Origin of the sequence: Desulfosarcina sp. (assembly GCF_033791525.1) — a bacterium.
In the GTDB taxonomy this organism is placed as follows: Bacteria; Desulfobacterota; Desulfobacteria; order Desulfobacterales; family Desulfosarcinaceae; genus Desulfosarcina.
In genome coordinates this window covers 16,068-40,213 of the sequence record NZ_JASJGN010000194.1, presented here as the reverse complement: position 1 = coordinate 40,213, position 24,146 = coordinate 16,068, and the positions used below count along the sequence as shown (strand labels likewise).

Sequence of the window (24,146 nt, the reverse complement as noted above, 5' to 3'; positions counted from 1 at the left end):
GCTCATCGGCCACGAATTTCAGGAAACTGATGCCGGCGGAAAGGATTGCCGCAACAATGATACCCGAAAGGATCAGATTGTTGGCATTGGCGCCACCGGCTGAGGAGGAGAGGTAGACGACCAGCATCAGCGTGGCGGTGGCACCGATGAATGCACACACCGGCACACTGTATATACCCGCCACGGTCAGGTTCAGCAGCAGGGCCAGGGCGGCACCGAAGGCGGCACCGGCAGAGACCCCCAAGGTGTATGGATCGGCCAGGGGGTTGAGCAGGATTCCCTGAAAAACCACGCCGCACAGGGCCAGCCCGCCGCCCACGGCGGCAGCGGTGAGGATGCGCGGCAGACGAACCTCCATGACGATGACCCGGGTCAGTTCGTCCACGTCGGCGATCAGCCCCGCGTTTCCCGTCAGGCTGCCGCCCACTGCCCGCCAGACATCCAGCCAGGCAATCTTCATATACCCCATGCCGGCCGACAGACTGATGGCCGCTAACAAGGCCAGGGCCAGCAGGCCGGCAATGAGCAGGCTGTGGTTCTGCAAGCGATGGGGAGGCCTGTCGGACGATGCATTCAACATGGTCGTTTTTACTTTTTCCGGTTCTTTCCCCCTGCACCAAGCTTCCAGACCGCAACGGGATGGTCGTTTAATGTCAGTGGTGCGGCTTCAACGCGCTGCCGCTCAAAACATTGATATACTGCTCCAAATCATAGGACTGCTGCATGTAAAACATGCGGGTGGGCTGGACAATGATGTCCCTATGACCCGTTATCTTCCATGACCGGTCTGCCGGCAACCGGGCGGACATATCGAGTTCCAAAACAAAAACCCTTCAAACCTGTCCGTCGGTTTGAAGGGTTGCACCCATTTTACTTGGCCCTCGGTATATGAACGGCCGAGAACGCTTTTCCAAGAAGGGTTCTTCGGCACAAATGCAAGGCAGGTCTTCTGGCTTCCCTCGATCCGTTGAGCGCCTTCCCACACCGGTATCCCGGAACAGTGGCATGTGGCTCAGCGGAGTCCTTCCATCCAGATGAAAGGAACGAGGGTTACAGCGGCGGGACCGCTCCCGGTTTTCACGGGATTCCCTATTAAGCGAAACGCACCTTTGTCTTCGCTTGTAGGTTAAATCCCCAGCCCTGTCAATGCATAAGGGCCGCGGAAAAAATAATTGCGCGAGATTGTGCTGGATGCCTTTTTGTTGAACCCGGCCTTTGCTCCCGCCACCCATAAAACCGTTTGTTCCGGTGACTATCGATCCTTTCCGGCCTCGTTTGCCTGCCTACCGGATCGGATCAACCCGCGTTGGAAAAAGGTCATCCTGTGGTTGAAAACGACATGATAATAGTGGTATGTCTTATGGTTAGAAATTCCATTAAATGGAAGGCAATCCTCGATGGGGATGTTAAAAACATATCATGTGGCCTCCGGATCTTTCGAGGTCGGCAATACGCAACCTCGGCGGCTTCAGGCATTTTTAGGCACCTGTGTAGGTGTGGCCGTGTTCGATGCGGCTGCCGGTGTCGGGGGGATCATCCACCTTTTGCTGCCGGAACCGGCCGGCCGGTGGAGCGTGGACCAGCCCGAAAAGTATGCCGCCACAGGGGTTCCCTTGTTTTTGAGGCAATTGTTGAACCTGGGTGCGACCCGCGAAAGTATGCAAGTGGTCGTGGCCGGGGGCGCTTTGGTGGGCCCGTTGACACCCCAGGACATGAGCCTGGACATCGGCGGCAGAACCGCTGAAAAAGCGTATATCGCTCTCCACACCGAGGGTATTGCCGTCAAGCGCGCGGAAACGGGCGGTTTTTTCACATGCTGCCTCGAATTGGACATGCAACGGTGGACATGCGAGATCAAACCATCCGGTTTTGATATCTCCTTGCATGAACCGGGTTCAATAAAACCCGTCACCGATGACGTTCAGCAGGCAATCGAAACCATCCGGCCCATCCCCCAGGTGGCCCTGAAAGTGCTGCGCATCATCGAGGAGGACACTTACGATATCGAAAAAGTTTCCGAAGAGGTGAAAAAGGACCAGGTCATCAGCGCCAGAACTATCCAGCTGTGTAATTCGGCCATGTTCACCAAACGTCAGGACGTGGTATCCTTGGACCATGCACTGGTGTTCCTTGGCCAGGAACTGTTCATCAAACTGGTAATCTCGGCAGCCGTGCAAAGCTATTACAGCCAGAGCGGCAATGGCTACAGCCTGTGCAAGGGCGGCCTTTACCACCATGCTGTCGGAACGGCCATGATCGCCGAAAAAATCGCCGGCATGACCGGAAAAGCCTTACCCGGCGTTGCCTACACGGCCGGGCTGCTGCACGATATCGGCAAGGTGGTGCTGGACCAGTATATCACCGGCGCCTTTCCAATGCTCTATCGCGAATTTCAGGACCGCCATTCAGAAATCATCGATGTGGAAACCCGGGTCCTTGGCATGGATCACACCCGGGTGGGCGAAATACTGGCAAACAACTGGTCCCTGCCCACCCCCCTGGCCAAAGCCATCCGATTTCACCATCGGCCGGAGGAGGATATAAACAACGATCCCCTGACCACCGTCGTTTACCTGGCGGACCTGCTGATGTCCAGATTCCACACCGGTCTCGAACTGGAGCGCATGGGCACGGACTACCTCACCGAGCACTTGTCACAGCTCAACATGTCCTCCGGGCAGTTAGTCGACCTCGTGGACCTGATTCCGGGAAAAGTCTTCCAACCGGCCATGGAAACGACGGAAAACCACTAATCGCAAGGATATTGAAAAACGCTTATGCACACAGGCACGACAAGGCAATCCTTTTTCCGAAGCCAACCGACCCGATACCTGACCGAAAGACCCGTCCATGGATGAAAACAGACAGGCCCGGCTGAAACAGCTCCCCGGCGTGGACCGCATATTAGAGCTTGGTGCGGACGAAGGGCACTTTGACCACATTCCCAAATCGGTGTTGATTCCGGCCATCCGAGCTGCCATCGATGCCCTGCGGGTCCAGATTATTGAATCGGACGCCCCGCCGGACAGCAGCTGTTTCTCCCGCAACGCCCTGGTAGCGGAAGTAAAAAAGCAGGCCGGACGAACCATGGCCCTGAAGCTGAGACGCACCGTCAACGCCACCGGCGTCGTGGTCCACACCAACCTGGGCCGCTCCCTGCTTTCCCCGGTGGTCATGGAAAACCTGACCGCCATCTCCAGCCGCTATTCCAATTTGGAGTTTGACCTTAATGCAGGGCGGCGCGGATCCCGCTACAGCGCCGTGGAAGGCATCCTGTGCGAATTGAGCGGAGCCCAGGCCGCCATGGTCGTAAACAACAATGCCGCGGCCACACTGCTCTGCCTGGATACCCTGGCCACGGGCCAAGAGGTGATTGTGTCCCGCGGTGAACTGGTGGAAATCGGCGGAGCCTATCGGATTCCGGATGTGATGGCCAAAAGCGGCGCAATTTTAAAAGAGGTGGGAACCACCAACCGAACGCATGCCCGGGACTACGAAAATGCCATCGGTGAACGGACCGGTCTGCTGCTCAAGGTCCACACCAGCAACTACAGCATCGTGGGCTTCACGGCCACTGTTTCCCTGCCCGACTTGGTGTCTATCGGCCGACGCCGCAGCCTTCCTGTCATGGAAGACCTTGGCAGCGGCACCCTGGTGGATTTCTCCAAATACGGCCTGATCAAGGAACCCACCGTCCAAGAATCCCTGGCCGCCGGTGTGGATGTGGTCACCTTCAGCGGAGACAAGCTGCTGGGCGGCCCCCAGGCGGGCATCATATTAGGCAGCAAGCGACACATCGACCGGATCAAAGCCAATTCGCTGACCCGGGCCCTGCGCATCGATAAAATGACCCTGGCTGCCCTTGAAGCCACCTTGCAGCTTTACCGCGACGAGCCTCGGGCGGTGCACCAGATTCCCACCTTGAGAATGCTCACTTTGCCGCTGGCCGTCATCCACGGACGGGCTGCAGAATTGAAATCCCGTCTTGAACGGGTACCCGGCGAAGGACTCAAGGTGGAATTGCTGGATATTTCCTCGAAGGCCGGAGGTGGTTCACTGCCGATGCTGGATCTGCCCAGCCGTTGCCTGGGCATTACGGTAGGCGGAATGTCCGTCAATGCCGTCGAACGGTGGTTGCGAAACAGCAATCCACCCATTATCGGCAGAATCGAAAACGACCGATTCATCGTGGATCCCCGGACCCTGCAGGAAGAAGAGCTTGATATCATTGAAAAGGCCTTTGCAGACATGCTGGCCGTCGGTACCCATGGAAGGTGAATGGATGGCACGACACGCATCAAATTTGTTTAAAAACCGCAGCACGACACAAGAATTCCTCTTCTCTCATTCCGATGAGATCACTGATGACGGAAATGCACAGGAGGTATTGACCCGCCGGGGAAGCGCCGCGGCCCCCTCCCCTGACCCCCGTTTTTCCGACATGCAGGACCGACAGGGGTTGGTCCATGCCATTAACACCCAGATGGCATCCGCCGCCACGCTGTGCGCAATCGCAGTCAGGATTGAAGGGTCCTCCAGGGTAAAGGCGGACAACGTCAAAAAGGCAGTCGTCCCGGAAGATGCGGCAACTGTCATTGCCGCGCTCTGCCGGACGCATAAAGGAACCTGGGCGCGGATCGGTCCTGAGCGTTTTGCCTGCGTTTTTCCTCATCTTACCGCTGCCGACGGACATGGGCTGGCCCAACAGCTTTTTGACGCCGTACCCGAAGCGGAAAATCCGCCGTTTACCATCGGCGTCGCCGCCTACCCGACCATTAACTATGTCCGAACGCAACTTATTGATAATGCTGAAAAAGCGCTTGAGCATGCCTGTTTTTTCGGTCCCGGCACGATTACCGGCTTCGATGCGGTGAGTCTGAACATCAGTGGGGACCGTTTCTACCAGGCAGGAGACATCGCCGGTGCCATCAGTGAATATAAAAAAGGGTTACTGCTCGATCCTGCGGACGCGAACCTGCATAACAGTTTAGGGGTGTGCCATGGGGTGTTGAAGGATTTCGACAATGCCCTGAGCGCCTTTGAGCATGCGATCCGGCTTTCCCCGCAAGAGGTGATGGCCATCTATAACAAAGGCTATATCCTTCTGCTCAAAGGGAACCTGGAACAGGCACTGGAATGCTTCCTCAAGGCCGATACCTGCGAACCAAACGTTTTTGAAGTGATTTTTCACATCGGACAGATACTCGTTGAGATGGGTGCCACCGAAAAAGCCCGCCCTTACCTGGAAGCCGCCACCCTGGCCAACAACCGATCCGGCCCCGCATTTAAAAGCCTCGGGGCCTGTCTGGACAACCTGGGGTTAACCAAGGACGCCATCCAGGCTTACAAGAGCGCCGTAAAGATAAACCCCGGTGATGCGGAATCGCTATCGCTTCTGGGTCGGCTCTATACCGAGCGGGGAGAAAGCCTGGATGTGGCTTCGGTGCTGTGCGAGCAAAGTGTTCGACTATCCCCGGACAACGGCCTCTTCAGGCACCGCCTGGGCCATGTGTTCCTGAATCAGGGAAAGTTGAACCATGCACTGGCCGAGTTTGAAATGGCCGCGGCAATGGGCCATGACAGCCAGCCGCAAATCGAAGAGACGCAGGACCGCATGACGGCATCCAGGGCCTCCTGAAGGGATCCGTGAAAAACCGCACCTGCGGGATGCCGGATGGTTTCATCAAACTTGACCGCTGCAGGTTGTTAAGATCACTTTCGTGCTTAAATTAACAGGTCCGTCGAATCAACTGACCCGTGACGGCAAGTGCATTCCGGGCTGCCCGAGGTTGAAAAAAGTGTGTATACAGACAAGCGATGGGGGTCGGCGGAATGGCTTACGAACCGGACCGTTTTACGATCGAGGTTTTCCCCAAGGCCGGCAGCGCAATCGCTTGAACAACCATCGTTTGATTTCAATCATGAACAAGGAGTAACTGTTCCATGCCCATCTATGAATACCACTGCAAAGGATGCAGTCAAGATTTCGAATATCTGGTGCTGGGCGGCAGCGAACCGGATCAGTGCCCGGCTTGCAAGGCCGATACGGTCTGTCGACTCATGTCCACCTGTGGGTTTGTCAGCAAAGGCAGCGGCGGTGAGACCGTGAGCACATCCGCCTCATCATCGTCATGCACCGGTTGCAGCGCATCCAGCTGCTCCGGGTGTGGCCCCTGATGGCCGGCGGCACCATCACCATCGGCACCCGGGGCAGCCAGTTGGCCCTGTGGCAAGCCAACTGGGTAAAAGAGGCCGTCAACCGCCACCATCCCGATCTCACCGTCGACCTGGTCATCATCAAAACCAAGGGAGACAAGATCCTTGATGTTCCACTGGCCAAAGTGGGCGGAAAAGGATTGTTCGTCAAGGAAATTGAAGAAGCGTTGCTGGATGGACGCATCGACCTGGCAGTGCACAGCATGAAGGACATGCCCGCCGATATTCCCGGCGGCCTATGCATCGGTGCGATTCCCGAGCGGGAAGAGCCTCGCGATGTCCTGATCACCCGAAGCGGCCTGCCTCTGGACCGGCTGGAACAAGGGGCGCGGATAGGCACCAGCAGCCTTCGCCGTTCCGCCCAACTGCTTCGGGTGCGGCCAGACATCAGCATTTTTCCCTTGCGGGGAAATCTGGACACCCGTCTGAAAAAGCTGGAGAGCGAATCGATGGATGCCATTGTACTGGCAGCTGCTGGTGTTCGCCGCCTTGGACTGGCCGATCGTATCACCCAGATTCTGGATGAAACGATCATGCTGCCCGCCGTGGGTCAGGGCGCACTGTGCATTGAGATCAGGGAAAATGACTCGCGCATTGAACCGGTGGTTGCGGCCCTGGACGATTTGTCCACCCGACAGGTGGTGATGGGTGAGCGGGCGTTCTTAAGCCGGCTGGAAGGTGGCTGCCAGGTTCCCATTGCCGGCCACGGACATATCGACGAAAGGGGATATACCCTCACCGGCCTGGTCTGCGATGTGGACGGATCCCATCAGGTCAAACAGTCAAAAAGCGGCCCCGAAGCCCAAAGCGAAAAGATCGGCCTGCAACTGGCCGAAGCGCTGCTGGCCTTGGGTGCCGGAGATATCCTGGAAAGACTGAACGCGAATGCATAGTAACAACGAAACGGGCAAAGTGTTTCTGGTGGGGGCCGGCCCCGGGGACCCCGGTTTGATCACCGTCAAGGGAGCCGATTGCATTGCCAGGGCAGATGTTGTCGTCTACGACTATCTGGCATCGCCGACCCTGCTGGCGCATGCCAACCCGGATGCGGAAATGATCTACGTGGGCAAAAAGGGAGGCGACCACACCCTGCCCCAGGATGGCATCAACGCCCTGATCGTGGAGAAGGCCAAACAGGGGAACGTGGTGGCCCGGCTCAAAGGGGGCGACCCCTTTATTTTTGGCCGTGGCGGTGAAGAAGCGGAAGTCCTCATCGCCGCCGGTATCCCGTTCGAGGTCGTACCGGGCGTGACTGCCGCCATCGGCGCATCGGCTTATGCCGGCATTCCGCTGACCCACCGGGACTATACATCGGATGTGGCCTTCGTCACCGGCCACGAGGACCCCACCAAGGCTGAATCCAGTGTCAACTGGAAGGCCCTGGCAACCGGCATTGGCACGCTGGTCTTCTTCATGGGGGTCAAGAACCTGCCGGCCATCGCCGCCAACCTGGTGGCCAACGGCCGATCGGCGGACACCCCGGCGGCGGTCATCCGCTGGGGGACCACACCCAAACAGAAAACTGTGACTGCGACCTTGGGAACGATCGTCGAGGAGACCCGAAGGGCCGGTATCAAAGCGCCGGCCATCATCATCGTCGGCGGCGTGGTCAACTTGCGAAAGACCATGCAGTGGTTTGAAAAGCGCCCCCTGATGGGCCGCCGGATCGTTGTCACCCGAGCCCGGGAGCAGGCCAGCGGACTGGTTCAACGATTGACCGAATATGGTGCTGAATGTATCCAGTGTCCCACCATCCAAGTGGGACCACCGCCGGATTGGGCCGGGCTGGACAGGGCGATCGAGACCATAGGCCAGTATAGCTGGATCGTCTTCACCAGCGTCAACGGGGTGGATTATTTCTTCCGGCGCCTTTTTGAAAATGGGCTGGACGTGCGGGCGCTGGGACACATTAAAACCGCCGCCATCGGCCCTGCCACGGCAGACCGTCTCAGGACCTGGGGATTGAAAAGCGACATCATCCCGGAAAGCTACCGCGCCGAATCCGTGGTGGAGGCGTTTAGCGCTACGCCGGTCAAGGGCAGCAGGATCCTGCTGCCACGCGCCATGGAGGCACGCAGCGTGCTCCCCGTGGAGTTGACCCGCATGGGGGCAATGGTTGATGAGGTAACGGCCTATGAAACCCGGCAAGCGGAAAACAGCGCCGCGGATCTGATCGCCCGCCTGACTGAACGAACCATAGATATGGTCACCTTCACCAGTTCGTCCACGGTGAAGAACTTTCACCGGTTGCTGCCTCCGGATCGCGTTGATCGACTGATGAAGGGCGTCAGCGTAGCCAGCATCGGTCCGATTACCTCCCAGACAGCCCGGGATCTGGGTTTTTCGGTAACCATAGAGGCCGATACGTACACGGTTCCCGGCCTGATCCAGGCAATATTGAACCATCAGGCGTAGTTACCGTTAATACCAACGCTTGGCAGCGGCAGGTCCTGTCGGACATGGCAATGGGAAAAGACATGGATAAAGGGCTGACAGATGTCGGAGTGTTGGTGGATCAGGAAAAACGCCATCTAAACTACCTTCGCATTTCCATCACCGACCGCTGCAACTTAAGGTGCCTTTACTGTGTGCCCGAGGGCCGCATTCCCAAACTCGATCACGACGACATCCTCAGCTACGAAGAGATCCTGCGCCTGGTGAAAATCGGCATACAGCTGGGTATCCGAAAGGTGCGCATCACCGGCGGCGAACCCCTGGTCAGAAAAGGGGCCGTTGAGCTGCTGGGCCGACTGACTCGCATCAGGAAACTGGAAGATGTTTCATTGACCACCAACGGGGTTCTCCTCGCCCCGAATGCCCAACAGATATTCGATGCCGGTATCCGCCGCATCAATATCAGCCTGGATTCGCTGGACCCCCAAAAGTATGCCCAGATCACCGGTTACGATCGGTTCGAACAGGTCTGGTCGGGCATTCAGCGGGCCCGGGAAATCGGCTTCACCCCCATCAAAATCAATGTCGTGGCCATGCGGGGTATCAACGATGATGAAATCATAGCGTTCGGCAGACTTTCTCTGGACCACCCCTTCCACATCCGGTTTATCGAATACATGCCCATTGGCAACAGTCGGACCAGTCCGCAGGATCAGATGCTAACACCGGAAATCCAAGAGATGATTGCCACCATCGGGGAGTTGACCCCGGTGGGAAACGGCCAGAATGACGGTCCGGCCAGGCGCTATCGCATAGCGGGAGCCCAGGGAGAAGTCGGATTCATCAGCGCCATGAGCCATCATTTCTGCAACCGCTGCAACCGCCTGCGACTGACGGCAGACGGCAAGCTTCGCGCCTGCCTGTTGTCCGATCGCCACGAATCCCTCAAGGAGCTGTTGAGAAATGATGGATCGGACGAGCAGCTGGCAGAAATTTTCCGAATCGCCGTGCGACATAAAGCGGCCAAGCACCAGCTTTGCCCCGATTGTGTAACCCCGGTCAAAGACCAGATGCAGGGTATCGGTGGCTGACTGGCCACAACCCCTTAAGGCCCACCCATTTCTTTTTGATTTCCTCGTCCGTTGAATAACTGTCCCTATCAGCCGTTCTGTCTCAGGATCGCAAAGTGGCCGTGAGCCGCAACGGATGCATCAGCAATTCGAGCGCTGCCACGATATTCGTGCAGACGATGTCGGCCGCATTCAGGCTCACCGTGGAAGCCCCTTCACCCAATATGACGGCGACTCCCAGAGCCGAAGCCGCCAGCATCAGCGCATCGTTGCGACCGTTGCCGATGCTGGCCGTCCGGTCCGCGCCCAGCCGGTTGACGACGTTGACTTTGGCCTGGTCCTGACGCCCTGCTTCCAGAACGGTCAGCCGGCAGTTGACCCCTTCAAGACCGCCGGCCGCTCTGCCAAAGGTATCGGCCGTGACCACATGAATCGCCAGCTCAGCGGCAAGGGTATTGAGGGCACCTTTGACACCGGGGAGCAGCAGACCGTCCACGGCCAGGGTGCCGTTATAGTCCAGAACAAGATGCTCGAGGGTCAGTGTGCCGAAACCGGGAATCTGTGTGGAAAGCATGTTATTCTCCTTTGTATTCAGACCCGCGCCTTTGATTTGAACACGCGCACGCCAGAAACCGGAAGGTGGTTCAAAGTGACGCCGGTGATCACCAGGGTGCCGCCCAACAGAAGTGAAAGGGTCAAAGGCTCCTTCAGGATGATGTGGGCCAGACAAATAGCGCTGATAGGCACGAAATTGATAAACAGGCTGGCCCGTGACGGTCCGATCACCCGAATGCCCTCGTAGTACCAGACGAACCCCAGCACCGTGCCAAACAATCCGAGATAGGCCAGATTGCCCCAATCCAACAGTGAATAACCCGTCACCGCCGCAGGCATGCCCTCCATGCAGGCAGGAATCAGCAGTGCCAGCACCCCAACGGCCGCTGAATGCGATACCGCTGCTAAAGGGGAAAGGTGACGCATTACCCGTTTTCCAATCAGCGTAAAAGCCGACCAACTGAACACGCAGCCAAAAATATACAGGTCTCCTATTCCCATACCGCCCGCAAACAAGGCCAACGGATCTCCGCCGGAAATTGCAATAACGGCCCCGGCAACGGAAATCAGAATACCGAGGACCTTTGTCGGAGAGAGGATTTCTTTAAAAAACAGGGCGGAGAGAAGAGAAATTAGAATCGGGTTGTTGGCAATGATGACAGATGCCCGACCGGCGGTTATTAGCTTCAACCCATTGAAGAAAAAAACATTGTAGGCCAACACGCCCGTCAATCCCAGCAGCACCACCGGCAGGATCTGTTGCCTTTCAAGCCTGGGGATTTTTCCTTCCTGGCGCACAACAAGGGCATAGAGACACACTGCCGCAAAGAGAAATCGAAAAAATGCTGCGGAAAATGGGGGGACGGAACCAGCCAGCATTCTGCCGGAAATAAAGGTTCCCCCCCAGAAAATGGCGGTCATCAGTAATTTTAAATAGGTGATGGGCATTTAGCAATGGCCTGTATGTTTCGAGGCTTGACATTCAGTCTGAAAAAGACTTTTCGATTCTTGGACTCAAGTCCCCATTTTCGGGTGCCGATAGAGACAGTACCAGGAGATCTTTGTAGCCGTTTTCAGGTCAAACCGCCAGAAGTTTGTACCCTCCCGGCGGATGTTCTATGCCATGTTGGGAAAAACCAGAAAACCGATAGGAAAAGGAATATGCGCAAAAACCAATTGGGACAGAACCGGTCGGACAATAACGAACGTCTGGTGGATTTTATCATCAATCTGCCGCTGTTTGAGTTTCTGGAAAGAGATGAACTGATTGACGTGGCCGCACGGATGGATTTTATGGACCTTGATCCCGGTGACGTGCTGTTTAATGAATGGGACAGAGCGGATTTCGTCTGTTTCGTTGAAAGCGGGGAACTGGATGTGACTAAAAAGACCGGCCCCAACAGCAGCGATGTCATGGCCACGCTGAGACGCGGCCGATCCATCGGGGAGATGTCCATCATCAACAATTTCCCGCGGTCCTCCACCGTTGTCGCCCGGTCAAAGGTCAGGCTGGCGGTTTTTCAACGCACGGCCTTCGAGGATATCCTGTCGAAGAAGGTAGATCTCGGCGTCAACATCCTGAAGGGACTGGCAAATCTGCTCAGCATCAACCTGAAGAAGGCCTCCAGCCGCCTGGCTGACAACATGCTTCCCATGGGGTGAAAGGCGGGCTTCTCGCCGGTGTTCGTCTGCATGCCATGCCGCAAGACAAGGTCTCGCGGGGATTAGTTTTCCGAGGCCTTCTCCGCCTTGTCTTCCAGCATGCGTATCTTGCTCTCGGGAACAATCCCCTTTTCCACCATGACATCACCGATACCGGCCCAGCGCAGCTCATCGACTTTTAAAACCGTTTCCGGTCGTTTGCTTCCCATACTGTAAAAGGTGTATTTGAGGGTCAGTTCCTCTTTTGGCAGCAGGGATATCGTTCGCTCATAGTAGATAAAATGGTGGTCCAGCACATAGTATCCGCCAGCGGCGATAAGACCGATGATGATGTATTTTTTAATCTGTCCCCACATAAACAGACCTCCTTGGAAATGCGTTTATGATTGGCCTGCCGCTGTCAGCAACAAACTGGCAAACTGACAAGAATTAACGACGGCGGTCCTAAAAAAAACGGCGGCCAGTTGGACACCGGTCGCCGTTTCTATCCTGATTGGTGCCGGAGCCCGGAATCGAACCGGGACGGAGTCGCCCCCGGTGGATTTTGAGTCCACTGCGTCTACCAATTTCACCACTCCGGCATGGGTTTGGATATATAGGAAAAACCCTGAAGATTGTCAATCAAATTGAACTATCCTTTTCTCAGAACGTCATCGATGGCCTGCCGGGATACCGCCCCTTCGCGGACAACGCGGACAGGCCAGCAGGTCACGTCCACAACGGTGGAACCGGGACCGCCGGCAAGGGTACCGCCATCTAAAATCATCTCCACCTGACGGCGGATTTCAGGGTCAAGATCCATCACCCTGGCCGCTGCCGGAAATTTGGACAGATTGGCGCTGGTTGCGGTGATGGGGCCGCCGAATCGCTCGACCAGCGCCTTTGCCACCGGATGAGCCGGCACGCGCACGCCAATCTTGCCCGTTCCGCCGGTAATGCACGCCGGCACTGCCTCCCCGGCCTTAAAAATGACTGTAATTCCGCCGGGCCACAGTCCCAACAAAGGCTCGGCATAATCGGGAACCGTTCGCACCACCCGATCCATATCGTGAATGCCGGACAGCAGCACCAGCAACGGTAGATGGGCCGGCCGACGCTTGATGGCGAACACCCGGCGGATGGACTCGGAACAGAATGCATCGGCCCCGAGGCCATAGAGCCCGGAGGTGGGAAATACCAGTATCCCTTTTTGTCCAAGGATCTGGGCTGCCTTCCGGATATCATCCGGATCGGGGCTTGACGAATCGACCCGGACGACCTTAGCGGTATTCCCTGAGTTTCTCAGCCTTTTTTTCAACCTGGGCGGCCATTTCCTTTTTAAAATTCTCCAATTGGGCGCTCAGCGCATCGTCGGACGCTGCCATGATCTGAACGGCCAGAATGGCTGCGTTCTTCGCCCCCGGCTTTCCGATAGACACGGTGGCCACAGGGATACCCGGGGGCATCTGAACCGTGGAGAGCAGCGCATCGAGCCCTTGAAGGCAGGAAGAGTCGATGGGAACACCGATTACCGGCAGCGTGGTGTGGGCCGCCAAAACGCCGGCCAGGTGGGCGGCATGACCGGCACCAGCGATGATGGCCTTTAGCCCCCGCTGCCTGGCTGAAACAGCATAAGCGGTCGCCCGCTGTGGGCTTCGATGGGCCGAGGCCACGGTCATTTCGATGGGGATCCCGAACTTTTTGAATATCCCCAGGGCCGCTTCCATTACGTTAAGATCAGAATCGCTGCCCATGACGATTCCCACCCGGGGCACCGCCTGCATCCGCACCAAGGCCTTTTTACCGATGTCGGTTCGGTAGTGGACATTCTTCCAGTTGATCTTGGCCACCGCCTGGTAGGCTTTCTTGATGGCCAGTTCCACCGTATCGCCCAGGGCCGTGACTCCCAGCACCCGGCCGCCATCCGAAAGGATCCGCTTGCCTTCCAACCGGGTCCCTGCATGAAAGACCACCACGTCCCGCATGCGATTGGCGGCATCAATGCCGGTGATCTCCAGTCCCTTCTTGTACTTCCCCGGATAATTTCCGGAAGCCATAACCACGCAGACCGATGCCCGGGGATCGGTCTCCAGGCGGCAGGTGTCCAGTCGTTCGTCGATGATGGCCTCGATCACCGGAATGATGTCGTTTTGCAGACGAACCAACAATGGCTGAGCCTCCGGATCACCGAACCGGCCATTAAACTCCAGCACCTTGATCGTGTCCCGGTCGATCATCAGGCCGGCATACAAAACGCCTTTGTACGGGCAACCCTCGGCAGCCATGCCCTTGACCATGGGGATCATGACTTCATTCATGATCCGCTGGTGAAGATACCCGTCCACCACCGGTGCGGGAGAATAGGCGCCCATACCGCCGGTATTCAGGCCTTTGTCGTCATCGAAGACAGGCTTGTGGTCCTGTGAAGAGGGCAGCGGCAGCACGGTTTTGCCGTCGGTAAAGGCCAGAAAAGAGGCCTCTTCCCCCACCAGGCACTCTTCCACAACCACCTGGTCTCCAGCCTCGCCGAATTCACGGTCCACCATGATCTGTTTCAGGGCATCCAGGGCCATTTTTTCGGTGCTGCAGACGATAACCCCTTTTCCGGCGGCCAAGCCGTCCGCTTTGACCACCAGAGGCGCCCCCATCTTTTTCACATAGGTCTGCGCCTGGGCAAGGCGTGTAAAGGTCCGCCCCTTGGCCGTCGGGATGCCGTATTTTTCCATGATCGCCTTGGCAAAGGACTTGCTGGATTCAATCCGGGCCGCTTTCTGGCTGGCGCCGAAAACCCGCATGCCCGCCCCTTCGAACTGGTCGACGATGCCTTTGGACAAGGGATCTTCCGGGCCGACAACGGTGAGATCAATCTTCTCATCCCGGGCAAAAGCCAAAAGTTTGTCGATTTCGGCGGCACCGATGGGAACGCAATTGGCCAGTTTAACCATACCTGCATTTCCGGGCGCGCAGAAAATTTTCTTCACACGTGGACTTTGGGCGATTTTCCAAACCAGGGCGTGCTCTCTTCCGCCTCCGCCGACAACCAACACTTTCATAAGATTCCTCCCTCATTGTTATGGGCCAGCGGATTTGCCGCGGGCATTTGTGGTGACATACGACTAACCCCGTGTGGTTTGCCGACGCCGGGCCTCCATACCCAGTTCGATGAGCCGATCCAGCAACTGGCCGAAGGACATCCCGGCGGCCTTTGCCGACTGTGGAAATAGGCTGGTGCCCGTCATGCCGGGGATGGTGTTGGTTTCCAACACAAAAAATTCACCATCTTTTAGAATCATGTCCGTCCGGCTGTATCCCTGGCAGTACAGGGCTTTGTGGGCCTCTACGGCACAGGCCTGCGCCTTTTGGGTCAACTGCGCGTCAATGCGCGCCGGGCAAATTTCCTGGGTGGCACCAGGCTGGTATTTGGCTTCGTAGTCGAAAAATTCGTAATCTTCCCCCGGAATGATTTCGATGAGCGGCAGCGCGTCGATGTCCTGGTTGCCCAATACACCGCAGGTAATCTCCGTGCCGGAGATATAGGCTTCGATCATGGCCGTAGCGCCGAACTCCAAAGCCTTTCCCACCGCAGCGGCCAGCGATGATTCGTCGCGGACGATGGACATGCCCACGCTGGATCCGGTTTCTACCGGTTTGACCACCAGCGGAAGACCCAGCCCGGTGACGATGTGGCTCACGTCGACCGATTCCCCCCGCCGCACTACCACATAAGGCGGCACGACCAAGCCGGCCCGCTCGTAAAGATGCTTGGACAACAGTTTGTTCATGGCTACTGCACTGCCCAGCACACCGGCCCCCTGATAGGGAATGTCCAGCAGATCCAGCAACCCCTGAACCGTACCGTCTTCACCATAGGGCCCGTGCAGGATGATCAGCGCGCAGTCGATTCTGTCGGCATCAGTCACCAGCAGGGGGATGTCCGTCTTGGGATCGTAGGTCAGAATGTCATACCTGTCCTTGTCCAAGGCTTCATATACCTGTTTGCCGCTGTTGAGGGACACTTCTCTTTCCGACGAAATGCCACCGGAGATCAAGGCGATGGTTTTCTTTTTCATAATAATAATCCCCTTTTGCGATATGGCAGTTGAAAGCCGGTATGCAGCGAATGTGGTCGCCAGGCGAGGCACTCATGCCTGCGATACGATTCAGTTTCTTAGCGGCAGGCTCATTTAACCTTTCAACAGATGTCGCTTGGCCTTGTTGAATTCGTCGACAGTGATGAGGTCTTTTTCAAGCATGCGAGCCAGTTCCGCGAGTTCCGAAACATCCCTGCTGCGCGATGCGTCGGGGTCTTCAAGACGGGGAATGTACATGGCCGCATCGTGTTCGATAGCCGGTTGCCGGGACGACTGGCCCAGTTTGACGGTGGCCATCCCGCCCAGTAGGCTCACCTCCACGGATCGCCCGTTGAACATGGGATTTCTTAACATCTCGCTAAGTGATCTGCCTTCGGCCCGCATCCGTCTGATAAAATAGAATGCGGATAAACCAATCAGCGCCACTCCACCGAGAAAAATCCAGAGCATATAGTTGACCACGCCTCGGAAAAAAAGAACCAGGATCGCCACCCCGGCGATGAGCAGCACATGAAGTGCCAGAATAAGATAGGCGAGCAGCACACTCCGGACCAGGCCGTCGTCCTCTTTCTTTTTTTCAAACATGGTTGCACCAGGTTATGCTTTATCGGCCCCGAGGCGTTCGACCACCTCGCCGTAATAGCGCTGGGGAATATCATAGGCCGGGTTGGCGTCTTTCAAGGCATTCAGCTTCATGATCAGGAAGTTGAGTTTTTTTATAGTCCGATACTTTAGCACCGTGTCGGTCATGCCGGCCAGCAGGTCTTCGGTTGTGCGGATCTCTTTGCGCAATTGCACCTCCGGCGGCAGGCAATCGGCATTTTTCAGGACTTTGTGCGCCATACGCAGGTCCTCGGGAATATGCCGGTCATCCTCTATAGGAAGGGGTTGGCCGCTGCCGGGAAGATTCTCGAAAGCGCCCTCGTCCTGGGCCTTTTTAATTCGTGATTCGATGAGTTTTTCAAAGCCGGGAAACATCTGATCGATCCCACATGGCGCCGGGGCCAAATTTACCATCCTGTTATGATTTAGGTAGTGTCCATCCAGAAATAGGTAGATTGGGTTGAGATCAAGGCATGCGAAAAATTTTACCGCAGGCATATAGTTGATATTCCGAGGATAAAATTTTGAGCATAACGCAGATATCAGGCAAATTGGCCATTTGTGGATCGACACCAAGTAAAACTGACTATAATATATTGGGGTGTCTGATTTCAAGGACTAATGTACCCGGAGACGGGACCTATCGGGTTAGAAGAAGCCCGCCGTTCAAGCCCGTGGCACTTACTTTGAAATGATGTCGATCTTGCACTAAGGATTGGACCGGCGCCTTATGCGAATCGGGATAAGCAGCGGGGATCATGGTCTGGAAACCTGCCGCGTCAGGCCGTCCACGTACTGGCGTGCCTTTTCTACCGCAGCGTTTAATATATCCGAATCCAAAGGCACCTGGGACCGGCTGCTTTCATCCAGTTCCCGGCAGAAGGCTGTGCCGGCGACGCCAACGCCCGCCTGGAGGGTAATATAATCCGCCAGATGCACGATATGGGATAACTGATGGTCTCCTGCAGACGAAGGCTGGTGGTGGTGTCGAATGCCAAAAGATATGGATCGCGGCAAATCCCAGTTATCACATAGAATAGCTGCAATCACGGCATGATCAAAGCCTAAGATATCGCGCTCCGCATCCTGGACGGTTTTTTTTGGGTGGGTGGCGGTGTAGTTGTCGAACAATACTTTCCGCTCACGAACGTAAGGGTCTAGAATGATTTTCCCCATGTCGTGAAGCAGTCCCGCCATGTAGGCAATGTCAGGGGCGTCAAATCTTACCGCGGCGGCGATTTCACCGGCCGTGCAGGCCACCGCAATAGAATGGCGCCACATATCGCCGGCCTTGAGTCCGTATCCCTCCATGGATTTTCCCAATACCCCGCCTGCGCTAATGGCCGTAATCAGCTCAGCCAGCCGCCGGGTACCGAACAGGGCTGAGGCGTGCTGAATGGTGGCGACCTTTCCCCGAAACCCGTAATAAGCAGAATTGGCCACCTTGAGAATGCCGGTCACCATGGCGGGATCGATTTCGATGATTTTGGCCAGTTGGGCGGGACTGGTTGCCGGGTTTTTGATCATCTGCTGGACCTTGAGCATCACCTCCGGCATGGCCGGAAGTGACGCGGGATTGGTGATGATCTTGCGGATCAGCTCGCGGCCGGAGACAAACAGCGGTGCAGGCGAATCGGTGATCGACAAACCCGCGTGCGTTCCCATGGAATTCAACGGTTCCGGGGAACCTGCGTTCAGAACCGCATTGAGCCGGGACATTTCCTTGTTCGCCGCGTCCAGTCGGGCCACCATCTTCTCAATTATCTTGTCCTTGAACTTCTCGCGAATTTCCGGGGGGAGCTGTTCGAACATCACCCGGTCCAGCTTCAGCGCAATTACCGATTCTCTGGCGACAACGTTGGCAGTTCGCCGGGTGTCGGTTAAAAAGGCCATCTCTCCGAAGATATCGCCGGCCTTTAAAACAGCCAAAACGGTTCCGCCGGCACCTTCCGTGATGTTGACCGTACCGATGAGGATGATGAACAGGCTCTGGTCGCTGTGGCCTTGGCGGATGAGTATCTCTCCAGGATTGTATACCCTGAAGTGAGCATCGTCCGACACCATCTGCCGCTTCTCTTCCGCAGTAAACGAATTAAAAAAGCCAAGCCGATTGATAATCGGCAATATCTCTACAGGCTTGCTCACAATAGTTTCCTTTGCCCCGGAGAGCAATCGGATGTTGTTGTTTCGATTAATTTACCGCCACCGCGTTCATTTCGACACCGGGTATTTATCCGATGCCGTCCGTATGGGCATATTATCGGCCGGTTACCGGATTTCATAAACGCAACCTCAAAAACCGGTTCCAGCAACGGGTTGTCCATCTTCGCGATGACAGTCATCAACACTAAATAATACGAAAAGTTAAAATAAGGGTTCCACCACGCTCCCAGCCATCCGCGTTTCATATTATGCTAAAGAGGAAGACAACTTGATCAGATACAAGAAATATGTCATTGAACATCATCCTTATGAATGGACCGTCAAAAAGGCCGGTCAAAAGCAAGGACAACAGGAGGCGGACATGGATCAGGTTCTGGGGAAAAGAAAGAAACGCCGATTTGCCGTCACGGATCTGACCATATCCATCAACGGGAAAACCTACCGCATCTTCAATATCAACGAATTTGGCGTGGGTTTTTTAATTGACTCTCCGGAAGAGATTGAAATCGGTGCCGAAATCAAACCGATGATCGTAAATGGAAAGATACCGGTGCAGGTGGCCGGCATACCCCGGCACATTTCCCAATTCCGCCCGTCCACCAAGCGCCTATTTTTCAAACCAGGCTGGGTCTGCGGTGCGGAATTCACCCTCCGGCATTATAGTGGCGGAAAAAAACTCCTCCGGGAATTCATTGCCGAAAATATCGACAGCGATGTCGAAGAGACCGATTAGTATGAGATATTGGATCGGTAGGTGCTAAAATTTGGGGGGAGGCCGCCGACCTGCAGACTTGTGCCACATGGCCAATATCTTTATCTGATCGAGTATTTGAAGTTTTCCATCCACGACATCTGCCAGAGCGGCATCGGGTCCCAACCTGTCGATTTTGTCGGAAATCATTCTCCTGACTGTTTGGTAAACATGGCTTCCCGGTCTAAGGAGGCCATCCTCATTTAACAGCAGCATGATCTGCGCCATGGCCTGGAATTTATTCATCAGGCATCCTCGGTAGGTGTGAATAGGATCCCTACTGATTGGCGTTCCATCACTATTCACTTGGGATGTCAAGGCCTGTTTGGATTACCCGGCAGATGCGATTGTGGGAGGGTTAGGCCAAGCTGGTTGACTCACAAGCGATAGAATTCGTTTCACAATTAGAAAAAATTTACCTACCACATTGTTCCAAAATTAATAGCGATCCAAACTTAACCTGTCGTTATCGTATTTAATCCTTTAAATTTGCATCCATCTTTAAACAGGCATGGTAATTGCTCTACCAGAAGAGGGGCCCAATCTGTCTACAATCATGAATAGCCGAGCGGGTTATGCAGTCGGATGGGTCTTGCAGGTCTTGGATGAGAAAACATTATTTGTCGAGTCCATCGCCATCGATATAAAATTTATAGAGATCGGACCAGATCGCTTTTTTGGCCGTATAAGGTTGCACCCGTGGGAGAATTTACCCCCTATATTATTGTGAACGACCAGAGAATTTTCCCCATTGAATGGTCTCCATGGTCGGATTCGGCAACCGCTGAGCGAAAAGGGCAAGAAAAGCGGACCTTCGGTGTTGTTGACCGGGTCACCATTTCAGCAGAGGCCCGGGAAAAATACAGGTGGCATGCGGCCCAGGCCGGGACTGATTCACCGACTCCCGACGACCCGTCAAATAATGCGCCAGATGCCAGCGTTCCTCTTTTGGCCTATTCACCCAAACGACTGAGTTGATTGTTCCTTGGAAAAGGCTCCCATAAAGAAGGTTGCGGATCTGAAGATATAGAGAGCACTGCGATCCAGAGCCCTTCCCAATCCTGAAATCATATTACATAGCTGTTAATGGGTGGTCACTCGAAAGGAAAAGGCATGGATCTGCACATTGATGATGAAAAAAATATAGCCTATATCAAACTATCGGGCCAGTTAAGCAAAAAGGCAATTCTTAGTGCATTTGATTTAGCTGTAGCTGACGAGCGATATAAAAATGGAATGGCGAGGCTATGGGATTTCAGAGATGCCGACCTATCTTCTTTTGATACTGCGACAGTCATGGAGATGGCGCAGTATTCCAAAAGATTTCCGCCAGGAATAAATAGCGTCAAAGTGGCTTTTGTGGTTAGCAGAGATTTAGAGTATGGGCTATCCCGAATGTTTCAGATGTCATCAGAAGCGAGGACACCCATTCAGGTTTTTCGTACAATGGCCGAAGCCGAAAAGTGGATGATTGAGTGATGATGGCCCAGCGATATCTCATCGTTCATTAAGCCAACTTTGCCAACTCCAATCCCGCTCAACCACAAACACAGTTGCAACACCACCCACCGCCTACTCCTGAGTCAACTATCCAGCTTCCTGAACAGCAGCTTCATAACTAGGACGATGTCTCCGAACAAAACGAGGTGTCCCATATACCTGCGGCCATAGACGCCTTGAATGGTCCCAAGTCAACCATGCCGAGCCTCTCCCATGCACTCACCATAGAAGAGTTCTTCTATTCTGGCTTTCTACCTATCAGGAAATCTGAAAGTCCAGCTTTCGCACAGCCTCCCGGGATAGGGTGTCCACTCGGTAGCCTTTAGCATAGCGCCTGAAGGTCTCTGTTTTGCCTCCGTAACGGTAACAATACGAAAAGGGGGTCCTGACAAGGTACGCAGGGGCTGTTCTTGCTGTCGATTTCATGCTGTCTTACCTCCCTCTTTGTGTAAGACAAGCGATTTCACCTTAGGAGCACCAAAAGAAAACCCATTGATTGTTACATCAATGGGTTAGGTGTCTGTTGGTGGCGATGCAGGGACTTGAACCCCGGACTCTGCGGATATGAGCCGCATGCTCTAACCAGCTGAGCTACATCGCCATTATTCTTTTTCGTACCCAAAAGAACAGCGGACTTTTAACAGCTCAAAACCGGTTAGTCAAGCCGAAAACCGAACCGGTTACTTGAGGGAAGTCGATCCGGTCACCTCAATGGTGAACTCCTCAAGATCCTCGGGAAGGCCTGAAAAGACGACCATGAAGGGGATGGACTGTCCCGGTTCAATCTTCACGTTGCTGCGGTTGTCCCCTAGTCGATTGAACAGCCTCTCCTTGATTTTGTCCCACTCCAAGTTTGCCAGTTCAAGATCGGACATGACATTGCCGCAGTAGACCTTCTCACTATTAACCGGGACTTTGCCTGTAGAGAAGATCTTGCCCTCCAGGGTGACCATGCCGCGGTTCTCGGCATACCCGTTCTTCACCATCCCTGTAACCACAAAGAGTTTTCCGACAGTGGCATTGTCGACAAACTTGCTGTTGATGTCGTAGGTGGTCAGTTTCAGGTTGCCCGGATCCTGTACCTTCGGCTTCAGATAGTCACTGAGAAACGGAATGTCGATGCCGCTCTGATTCAGCAGATAATAGGTCCCGTAAGCGCCTCCGCCGAGGATCGCGATGATCAGCATGAACACCAGCGATTTGCTCATCCCCTTTTTTACCGGTTTGGGCCGGCCCGCCGGCGCTGCAGTCTCAGCGACTTGGGGCTTTACCTCTACGCTTTTTTCAGCCGTTGGCGGCACGGGGATGGCGACTGTTTCTTCCAGGCCTTCATCTTCTAAGGTCTGTTCCGCCTTGCTGCCCTCTTCCACCTCGAATTCCAGATCCATGTCTAAAGATTCGCGGAGACGGTGAGCCGTATCACCGGCAGATTCCGGCGGGGCATCATCCTCAAAATCGGACAGATCGAAATCCAGATCATTATCGATGGCCACGGTTTCGTCAGGTGTCCCCAGCACCTCATCATCGCCTAAATCCAGGTCCAGTTCCTGATCCTCCGGGGTATCGTCAACCGCATCGGTGTCAACCTCGTCCAACACCTGCTCGAGATCGGACAGATCCAGGTCGTCATCCGCCACGACTTGGTCGTCATCACCGGATTCGGACATCCATTTTTCCGTCTCAAGGCTGGCTTCGATGTCCAGATCAAGGTCCTGTTCCGGCATAACGCTGAATTTCGCGTCTCCTGTTTCCGGCTCTTCAAGCATCTTCTCGATTTCAGACAGATCAATCTCCTGATCGGTATCATCGGCATCGTCGATATCTACTGTTTCAGCCCTGCCATCCCCGTCCAGGTCGAATTCCAAATCTTCCAGGGTTTCGTCCCCAGGCTCACCGGCGGTATCAGCAACATCCGCAGGCGTTTCATCATCCATGTCAAGAGCCAGGCCTTTTTCTTCACCTTCATCGACAACCATGGTGACGGAATCGTCCCCACTCGCCTCGTCGTCATCCAACAGGCCCTCAAGACTGGAGAGGTCCAAATCATCTTCCATCGCTGGCGATTCAGGAACCGGCTCCATTTCCCCGGCGCCGGTGTCGTCCAGATCCAAATTCAGATCCAGTTCCTCATCGACGTCGCTGCCTGCATCCGCAGCTGATGAGGCTTCGGCCATATCCGCGTCCGGTTCCAGGTCGAAATCCAGGGAGAGATCATCCAGCGACGAGTCGACCGGATCCGACGCAACCGCTTCAGCCTGAGGCGCTTCAGCACCCTTGTCCATATCCAGTGTGAGATCCAGCCCCTCCAGATCATCCAACGTTTCGGGCAGACCGTCGTCTGCTGGAACCGCCGATTCGGGTGCCGCGTCGAGTTCCAAAGAAAAATCGCTATCCAGATCCAGCGATTCGTCATCCAAGTTGGCAATGACGGTGGCGGTACCTTCCGAATCCCCGCCGGTCTCAGGCGGGACGTCCAGATCAAAATCATCCTGGTCCAGATCGGCGATGACCGTCTCCGCCACATCAGGCAGTCCGTCAAGCGAGAGATTCATGTCGTCATCCAGGTCGGCGATAACGGTGGCAGCGCCGTCATCATCAGTTTGCTCAGGAGTATGGTCCAAGTCAAAATCGTCCAGACTGGCGATGACGGTTTCACCACTCTCGTCGACGGCGTCGGATTCCAGTGACGGATCCGGTTCGACGTCAGATTCAAAGGACTGATCCGCCAGGTCTTCTTCCAGGGCGCCGCTCACCGCATCTTCAATTTCAGTGGCCGACACCCCGTCCCCCGGTTCGTCATCCAATGCAAAGTCAAGGTCGGTGCCTTCGGCAAAGGGCGCGTCGGCGTCTTCGTCAATAATATCCGTCTCGGGCGTATGCCCATCAAGCGTATCCGCTGCCGCAGGGGTGTCTGGTATAGCCGATGCCAAGGCGGAAGCTGCCGCCAGATCGGGTTCGGGGCCTGGCTTGGTTTCCGGTGCAGCATCGGTTTCGACTTCTTCGGCTGGCGATTCAGGGGCTGGCGCCTGCTGCGGAAAGGCGGTGAACACGTTGGAGCAAACCGAACACCTGACCTTTGAACCAGTGGCTTTGAGCATCTTGTCATCAAGGTTGAAACTGGTGTTGCACGCTTCACAGGTGATAATCATAGCACCCCTCATT

24 protein-coding genes, 2 tRNA genes and 1 riboswitch are annotated in these 24,146 nt (G+C 55.3%); of the genes, 11 read left to right on the top strand and 15 right to left on the bottom strand.

The window, feature by feature from the left end:
- Both QNK41_RS09620 and QNK41_RS09615 read right to left on the bottom strand, forming a co-directional pair.
- Positions 1-580, bottom strand: a 580-nt coding sequence (locus QNK41_RS09620) for a FecCD family ABC transporter permease (RefSeq protein ID WP_319256150.1), incomplete at its 3' end; no start/stop codon positions are given.
- A gap of 73 nt (positions 581-653) precedes the next feature.
- The gene (locus tag QNK41_RS09615) at positions 654-809 is read right to left on the bottom strand and encodes a hypothetical protein (RefSeq protein ID WP_319256148.1); all 156 of its coding nucleotides are present in this window, start codon (positions 807-809) and stop codon (positions 654-656) included.
- 112 nt (positions 810-921) lie between these two features.
- Positions 922-1,126: riboswitch (cobalamin riboswitch) on the bottom strand.
- Positions 1,127-1,403: 277 nt separating this feature from the next.
- Here QNK41_RS09615 and QNK41_RS09610 point away from each other — a divergent pair.
- The 7 genes from QNK41_RS09610 (at position 1,404) to moaA (ending at position 9,701) form a co-directional block, all read left to right on the top strand.
- On the top strand, positions 1,404-2,753 hold the full coding sequence (locus tag QNK41_RS09610) for an HDOD domain-containing protein (protein ID WP_319256146.1): 1,350 nt from the start codon (positions 1,404-1,406) through the stop codon (positions 2,751-2,753).
- A gap of 97 nt (positions 2,754-2,850) precedes the next feature.
- Complete coding sequence (gene selA, locus QNK41_RS09605) at positions 2,851-4,278, top strand: L-seryl-tRNA(Sec) selenium transferase (RefSeq protein WP_319256144.1); 1,428 nt, start codon at positions 2,851-2,853, stop codon at positions 4,276-4,278.
- 4 nt (positions 4,279-4,282) lie between these two features.
- Positions 4,283-5,638, top strand: coding sequence for a tetratricopeptide repeat protein (locus QNK41_RS09600; RefSeq protein WP_319256142.1), 1,356 nt, complete (start codon positions 4,283-4,285; stop codon positions 5,636-5,638).
- Positions 5,639-5,943: 305 nt separating this feature from the next.
- Entirely contained in the window at positions 5,944-6,177 is a 234-nt protein-coding gene (locus QNK41_RS09595) for a zinc ribbon domain-containing protein (RefSeq protein ID WP_319256139.1), read from the top strand.
- Entirely contained in the window at positions 6,132-7,109 is a 978-nt protein-coding gene (gene hemC / locus QNK41_RS09590; RefSeq protein WP_319256137.1) for a hydroxymethylbilane synthase, read from the top strand. The genes QNK41_RS09595 and hemC overlap by 46 nt, the downstream gene beginning before the upstream one ends.
- Positions 7,102-8,631, top strand: coding sequence for a uroporphyrinogen-III C-methyltransferase (gene cobA / locus QNK41_RS09585; RefSeq protein ID WP_319256135.1), 1,530 nt, complete (start codon positions 7,102-7,104; stop codon positions 8,629-8,631). The genes hemC and cobA overlap by 8 nt, the downstream gene beginning before the upstream one ends.
- A gap of 50 nt (positions 8,632-8,681) precedes the next feature.
- Positions 8,682-9,701, top strand: a complete 1,020-nt coding sequence (gene moaA, locus QNK41_RS09580) for a GTP 3',8-cyclase MoaA (protein ID WP_319256133.1) — start codon at positions 8,682-8,684, stop codon at positions 9,699-9,701.
- A gap of 82 nt (positions 9,702-9,783) precedes the next feature.
- On the opposite strand, the gene QNK41_RS09575 is transcribed toward moaA, so the two are convergent.
- Complete coding sequence (locus QNK41_RS09575; RefSeq protein ID WP_319256132.1) at positions 9,784-10,254, bottom strand: ATPase P; 471 nt, start codon at positions 10,252-10,254, stop codon at positions 9,784-9,786.
- A 17-nt stretch (positions 10,255-10,271) separates the two neighbouring features.
- Positions 10,272-11,183: a DMT family transporter gene (locus tag QNK41_RS09570; RefSeq protein WP_319256129.1), complete on the bottom strand. Its 912-nt coding sequence runs from the start codon at positions 11,181-11,183 to the stop codon at positions 10,272-10,274.
- Positions 11,184-11,396: 213 nt separating this feature from the next.
- On the opposite strand from QNK41_RS09570, the gene QNK41_RS09565 reads away from it, so the two are divergent.
- Entirely contained in the window at positions 11,397-11,897 is a 501-nt protein-coding gene (locus tag QNK41_RS09565; RefSeq protein ID WP_319256127.1) for a cyclic nucleotide-binding domain-containing protein, read from the top strand.
- A 62-nt stretch (positions 11,898-11,959) separates the two neighbouring features.
- Here the strand turns inward: QNK41_RS09565 and QNK41_RS09560 are convergent, their stop codons facing one another.
- The 8 genes from QNK41_RS09560 to QNK41_RS09525 all read right to left on the bottom strand — a co-directional run bounded on the left by QNK41_RS09560 (position 11,960) and on the right by QNK41_RS09525 (position 18,715).
- Entirely contained in the window at positions 11,960-12,253 is a 294-nt protein-coding gene (locus QNK41_RS09560; RefSeq protein ID WP_319256125.1) for a hypothetical protein, read from the bottom strand.
- A gap of 138 nt (positions 12,254-12,391) precedes the next feature.
- Positions 12,392-12,478, bottom strand: a tRNA-Leu gene (locus QNK41_RS09555).
- 50 nt (positions 12,479-12,528) lie between these two features.
- Positions 12,529-13,194, bottom strand: a complete 666-nt coding sequence (locus tag QNK41_RS09550) for an L-threonylcarbamoyladenylate synthase (protein WP_319256123.1) — start codon at positions 13,192-13,194, stop codon at positions 12,529-12,531.
- Positions 13,157-14,929 (bottom strand): phosphoribosylamine--glycine ligase, encoded by a 1,773-nt coding sequence (gene purD, locus QNK41_RS09545; protein WP_319256121.1) that lies wholly within the window; start codon positions 14,927-14,929, stop codon positions 13,157-13,159. Before purD ends, QNK41_RS09550 begins: the two co-directional genes overlap by 38 nt.
- A gap of 63 nt (positions 14,930-14,992) precedes the next feature.
- Positions 14,993-15,946 (bottom strand): D-alanine--D-alanine ligase, encoded by a 954-nt coding sequence (locus QNK41_RS09540; RefSeq protein WP_319256120.1) that lies wholly within the window; start codon positions 15,944-15,946, stop codon positions 14,993-14,995.
- A 114-nt stretch (positions 15,947-16,060) separates the two neighbouring features.
- Entirely contained in the window at positions 16,061-16,552 is a 492-nt protein-coding gene (locus QNK41_RS09535; RefSeq protein ID WP_319256118.1) for an SHOCT domain-containing protein, read from the bottom strand.
- A gap of 12 nt (positions 16,553-16,564) precedes the next feature.
- Positions 16,565-16,975: a DUF1992 domain-containing protein gene (locus QNK41_RS09530; protein ID WP_319256116.1), complete on the bottom strand. Its 411-nt coding sequence runs from the start codon at positions 16,973-16,975 to the stop codon at positions 16,565-16,567.
- 351 nt (positions 16,976-17,326) lie between these two features.
- Entirely contained in the window at positions 17,327-18,715 is a 1,389-nt protein-coding gene (locus tag QNK41_RS09525; protein ID WP_319256114.1) for an HDOD domain-containing protein, read from the bottom strand.
- Between the two features lie 379 nt (positions 18,716-19,094).
- Here QNK41_RS09525 and QNK41_RS09520 point away from each other — a divergent pair, with 379 nt between their 5' ends.
- Positions 19,095-19,466, top strand: coding sequence for a hypothetical protein (locus tag QNK41_RS09520; protein ID WP_319256112.1), 372 nt, complete (start codon positions 19,095-19,097; stop codon positions 19,464-19,466).
- 24 nt (positions 19,467-19,490) lie between these two features.
- Here the strand turns inward: QNK41_RS09520 and QNK41_RS09515 are convergent, their stop codons facing one another.
- Positions 19,491-19,730: a hypothetical protein gene (locus QNK41_RS09515; protein WP_319256110.1), complete on the bottom strand. Its 240-nt coding sequence runs from the start codon at positions 19,728-19,730 to the stop codon at positions 19,491-19,493.
- 453 nt (positions 19,731-20,183) lie between these two features.
- Here QNK41_RS09515 and QNK41_RS09510 point away from each other — a divergent pair, with 453 nt between their 5' ends.
- Positions 20,184-20,462, top strand: a complete 279-nt coding sequence (locus QNK41_RS09510; RefSeq protein ID WP_319256108.1) for a hypothetical protein — start codon at positions 20,184-20,186, stop codon at positions 20,460-20,462.
- A 135-nt stretch (positions 20,463-20,597) separates the two neighbouring features.
- Positions 20,598-20,963 carry a hypothetical protein gene (locus QNK41_RS09505; RefSeq protein WP_319256107.1) on the top strand — a complete coding sequence of 122 codons (366 nt, stop codon included), beginning with the start codon at positions 20,598-20,600 and terminating at the stop codon, positions 20,961-20,963.
- Between the two features lie 545 nt (positions 20,964-21,508).
- Here QNK41_RS09505 and QNK41_RS09500 read toward each other — a convergent pair.
- Positions 21,509-21,585 (bottom strand) — tRNA-Met (locus QNK41_RS09500).
- Positions 21,586-21,664: 79 nt separating this feature from the next.
- Complete coding sequence (locus QNK41_RS09495; RefSeq protein WP_319256105.1) at positions 21,665-24,133, bottom strand: zinc-ribbon domain-containing protein; 2,469 nt, start codon at positions 24,131-24,133, stop codon at positions 21,665-21,667.
- Positions 24,134-24,146 lie beyond the last annotated feature (13 nt).

Bases quoted from the DNA above. Each gene is read 5' to 3' on its own strand.
- QNK41_RS09615 (WP_319256148.1), bottom strand. From the start codon at position 809: ATGTCCGCCCGGTTGCCGGCAGACCGGTCATGGAAGATAACGGGTCAT.
- QNK41_RS09610 (WP_319256146.1), top strand. From the start codon at position 1,404: ATGTTAAAAACATATCATGTGGCCTCCGGATCTTTCGAGGTCGGCAAT.
- selA (WP_319256144.1), top strand. From the start codon at position 2,851: ATGGATGAAAACAGACAGGCCCGGCTGAAACAGCTCCCCGGCGTGGAC.
- QNK41_RS09600 (WP_319256142.1), top strand. From the start codon at position 4,283: ATGGCACGACACGCATCAAATTTGTTTAAAAACCGCAGCACGACACAA.
- QNK41_RS09595 (WP_319256139.1), top strand. From the start codon at position 5,944: ATGCCCATCTATGAATACCACTGCAAAGGATGCAGTCAAGATTTCGAA.
- hemC (WP_319256137.1), top strand. From the start codon at position 6,132: ATGCACCGGTTGCAGCGCATCCAGCTGCTCCGGGTGTGGCCCCTGATG.
- cobA (WP_319256135.1), top strand. From the start codon at position 7,102: ATGCATAGTAACAACGAAACGGGCAAAGTGTTTCTGGTGGGGGCCGGC.
- moaA (WP_319256133.1), top strand. From the start codon at position 8,682: ATGGGAAAAGACATGGATAAAGGGCTGACAGATGTCGGAGTGTTGGTG.
- QNK41_RS09575 (WP_319256132.1), bottom strand. From the start codon at position 10,254: ATGCTTTCCACACAGATTCCCGGTTTCGGCACACTGACCCTCGAGCAT.
- QNK41_RS09570 (WP_319256129.1), bottom strand. From the start codon at position 11,183: ATGCCCATCACCTATTTAAAATTACTGATGACCGCCATTTTCTGGGGG.
- QNK41_RS09565 (WP_319256127.1), top strand. From the start codon at position 11,397: ATGCGCAAAAACCAATTGGGACAGAACCGGTCGGACAATAACGAACGT.
- QNK41_RS09560 (WP_319256125.1), bottom strand. From the start codon at position 12,253: ATGTGGGGACAGATTAAAAAATACATCATCATCGGTCTTATCGCCGCT.
- purD (WP_319256121.1), bottom strand. From the start codon at position 14,929: ATGAAAGTGTTGGTTGTCGGCGGAGGCGGAAGAGAGCACGCCCTGGTT.
- QNK41_RS09540 (WP_319256120.1), bottom strand. From the start codon at position 15,946: ATGAAAAAGAAAACCATCGCCTTGATCTCCGGTGGCATTTCGTCGGAA.
- QNK41_RS09535 (WP_319256118.1), bottom strand. From the start codon at position 16,552: ATGTTTGAAAAAAAGAAAGAGGACGACGGCCTGGTCCGGAGTGTGCTG.
- QNK41_RS09520 (WP_319256112.1), top strand. From the start codon at position 19,095: ATGGATCAGGTTCTGGGGAAAAGAAAGAAACGCCGATTTGCCGTCACG.
- QNK41_RS09515 (WP_319256110.1), bottom strand. From the start codon at position 19,730: ATGAATAAATTCCAGGCCATGGCGCAGATCATGCTGCTGTTAAATGAG.
- QNK41_RS09505 (WP_319256107.1), top strand. From the start codon at position 20,598: ATGGATCTGCACATTGATGATGAAAAAAATATAGCCTATATCAAACTA.
- QNK41_RS09495 (WP_319256105.1), bottom strand. From the start codon at position 24,133: ATGATTATCACCTGTGAAGCGTGCAACACCAGTTTCAACCTTGATGAC.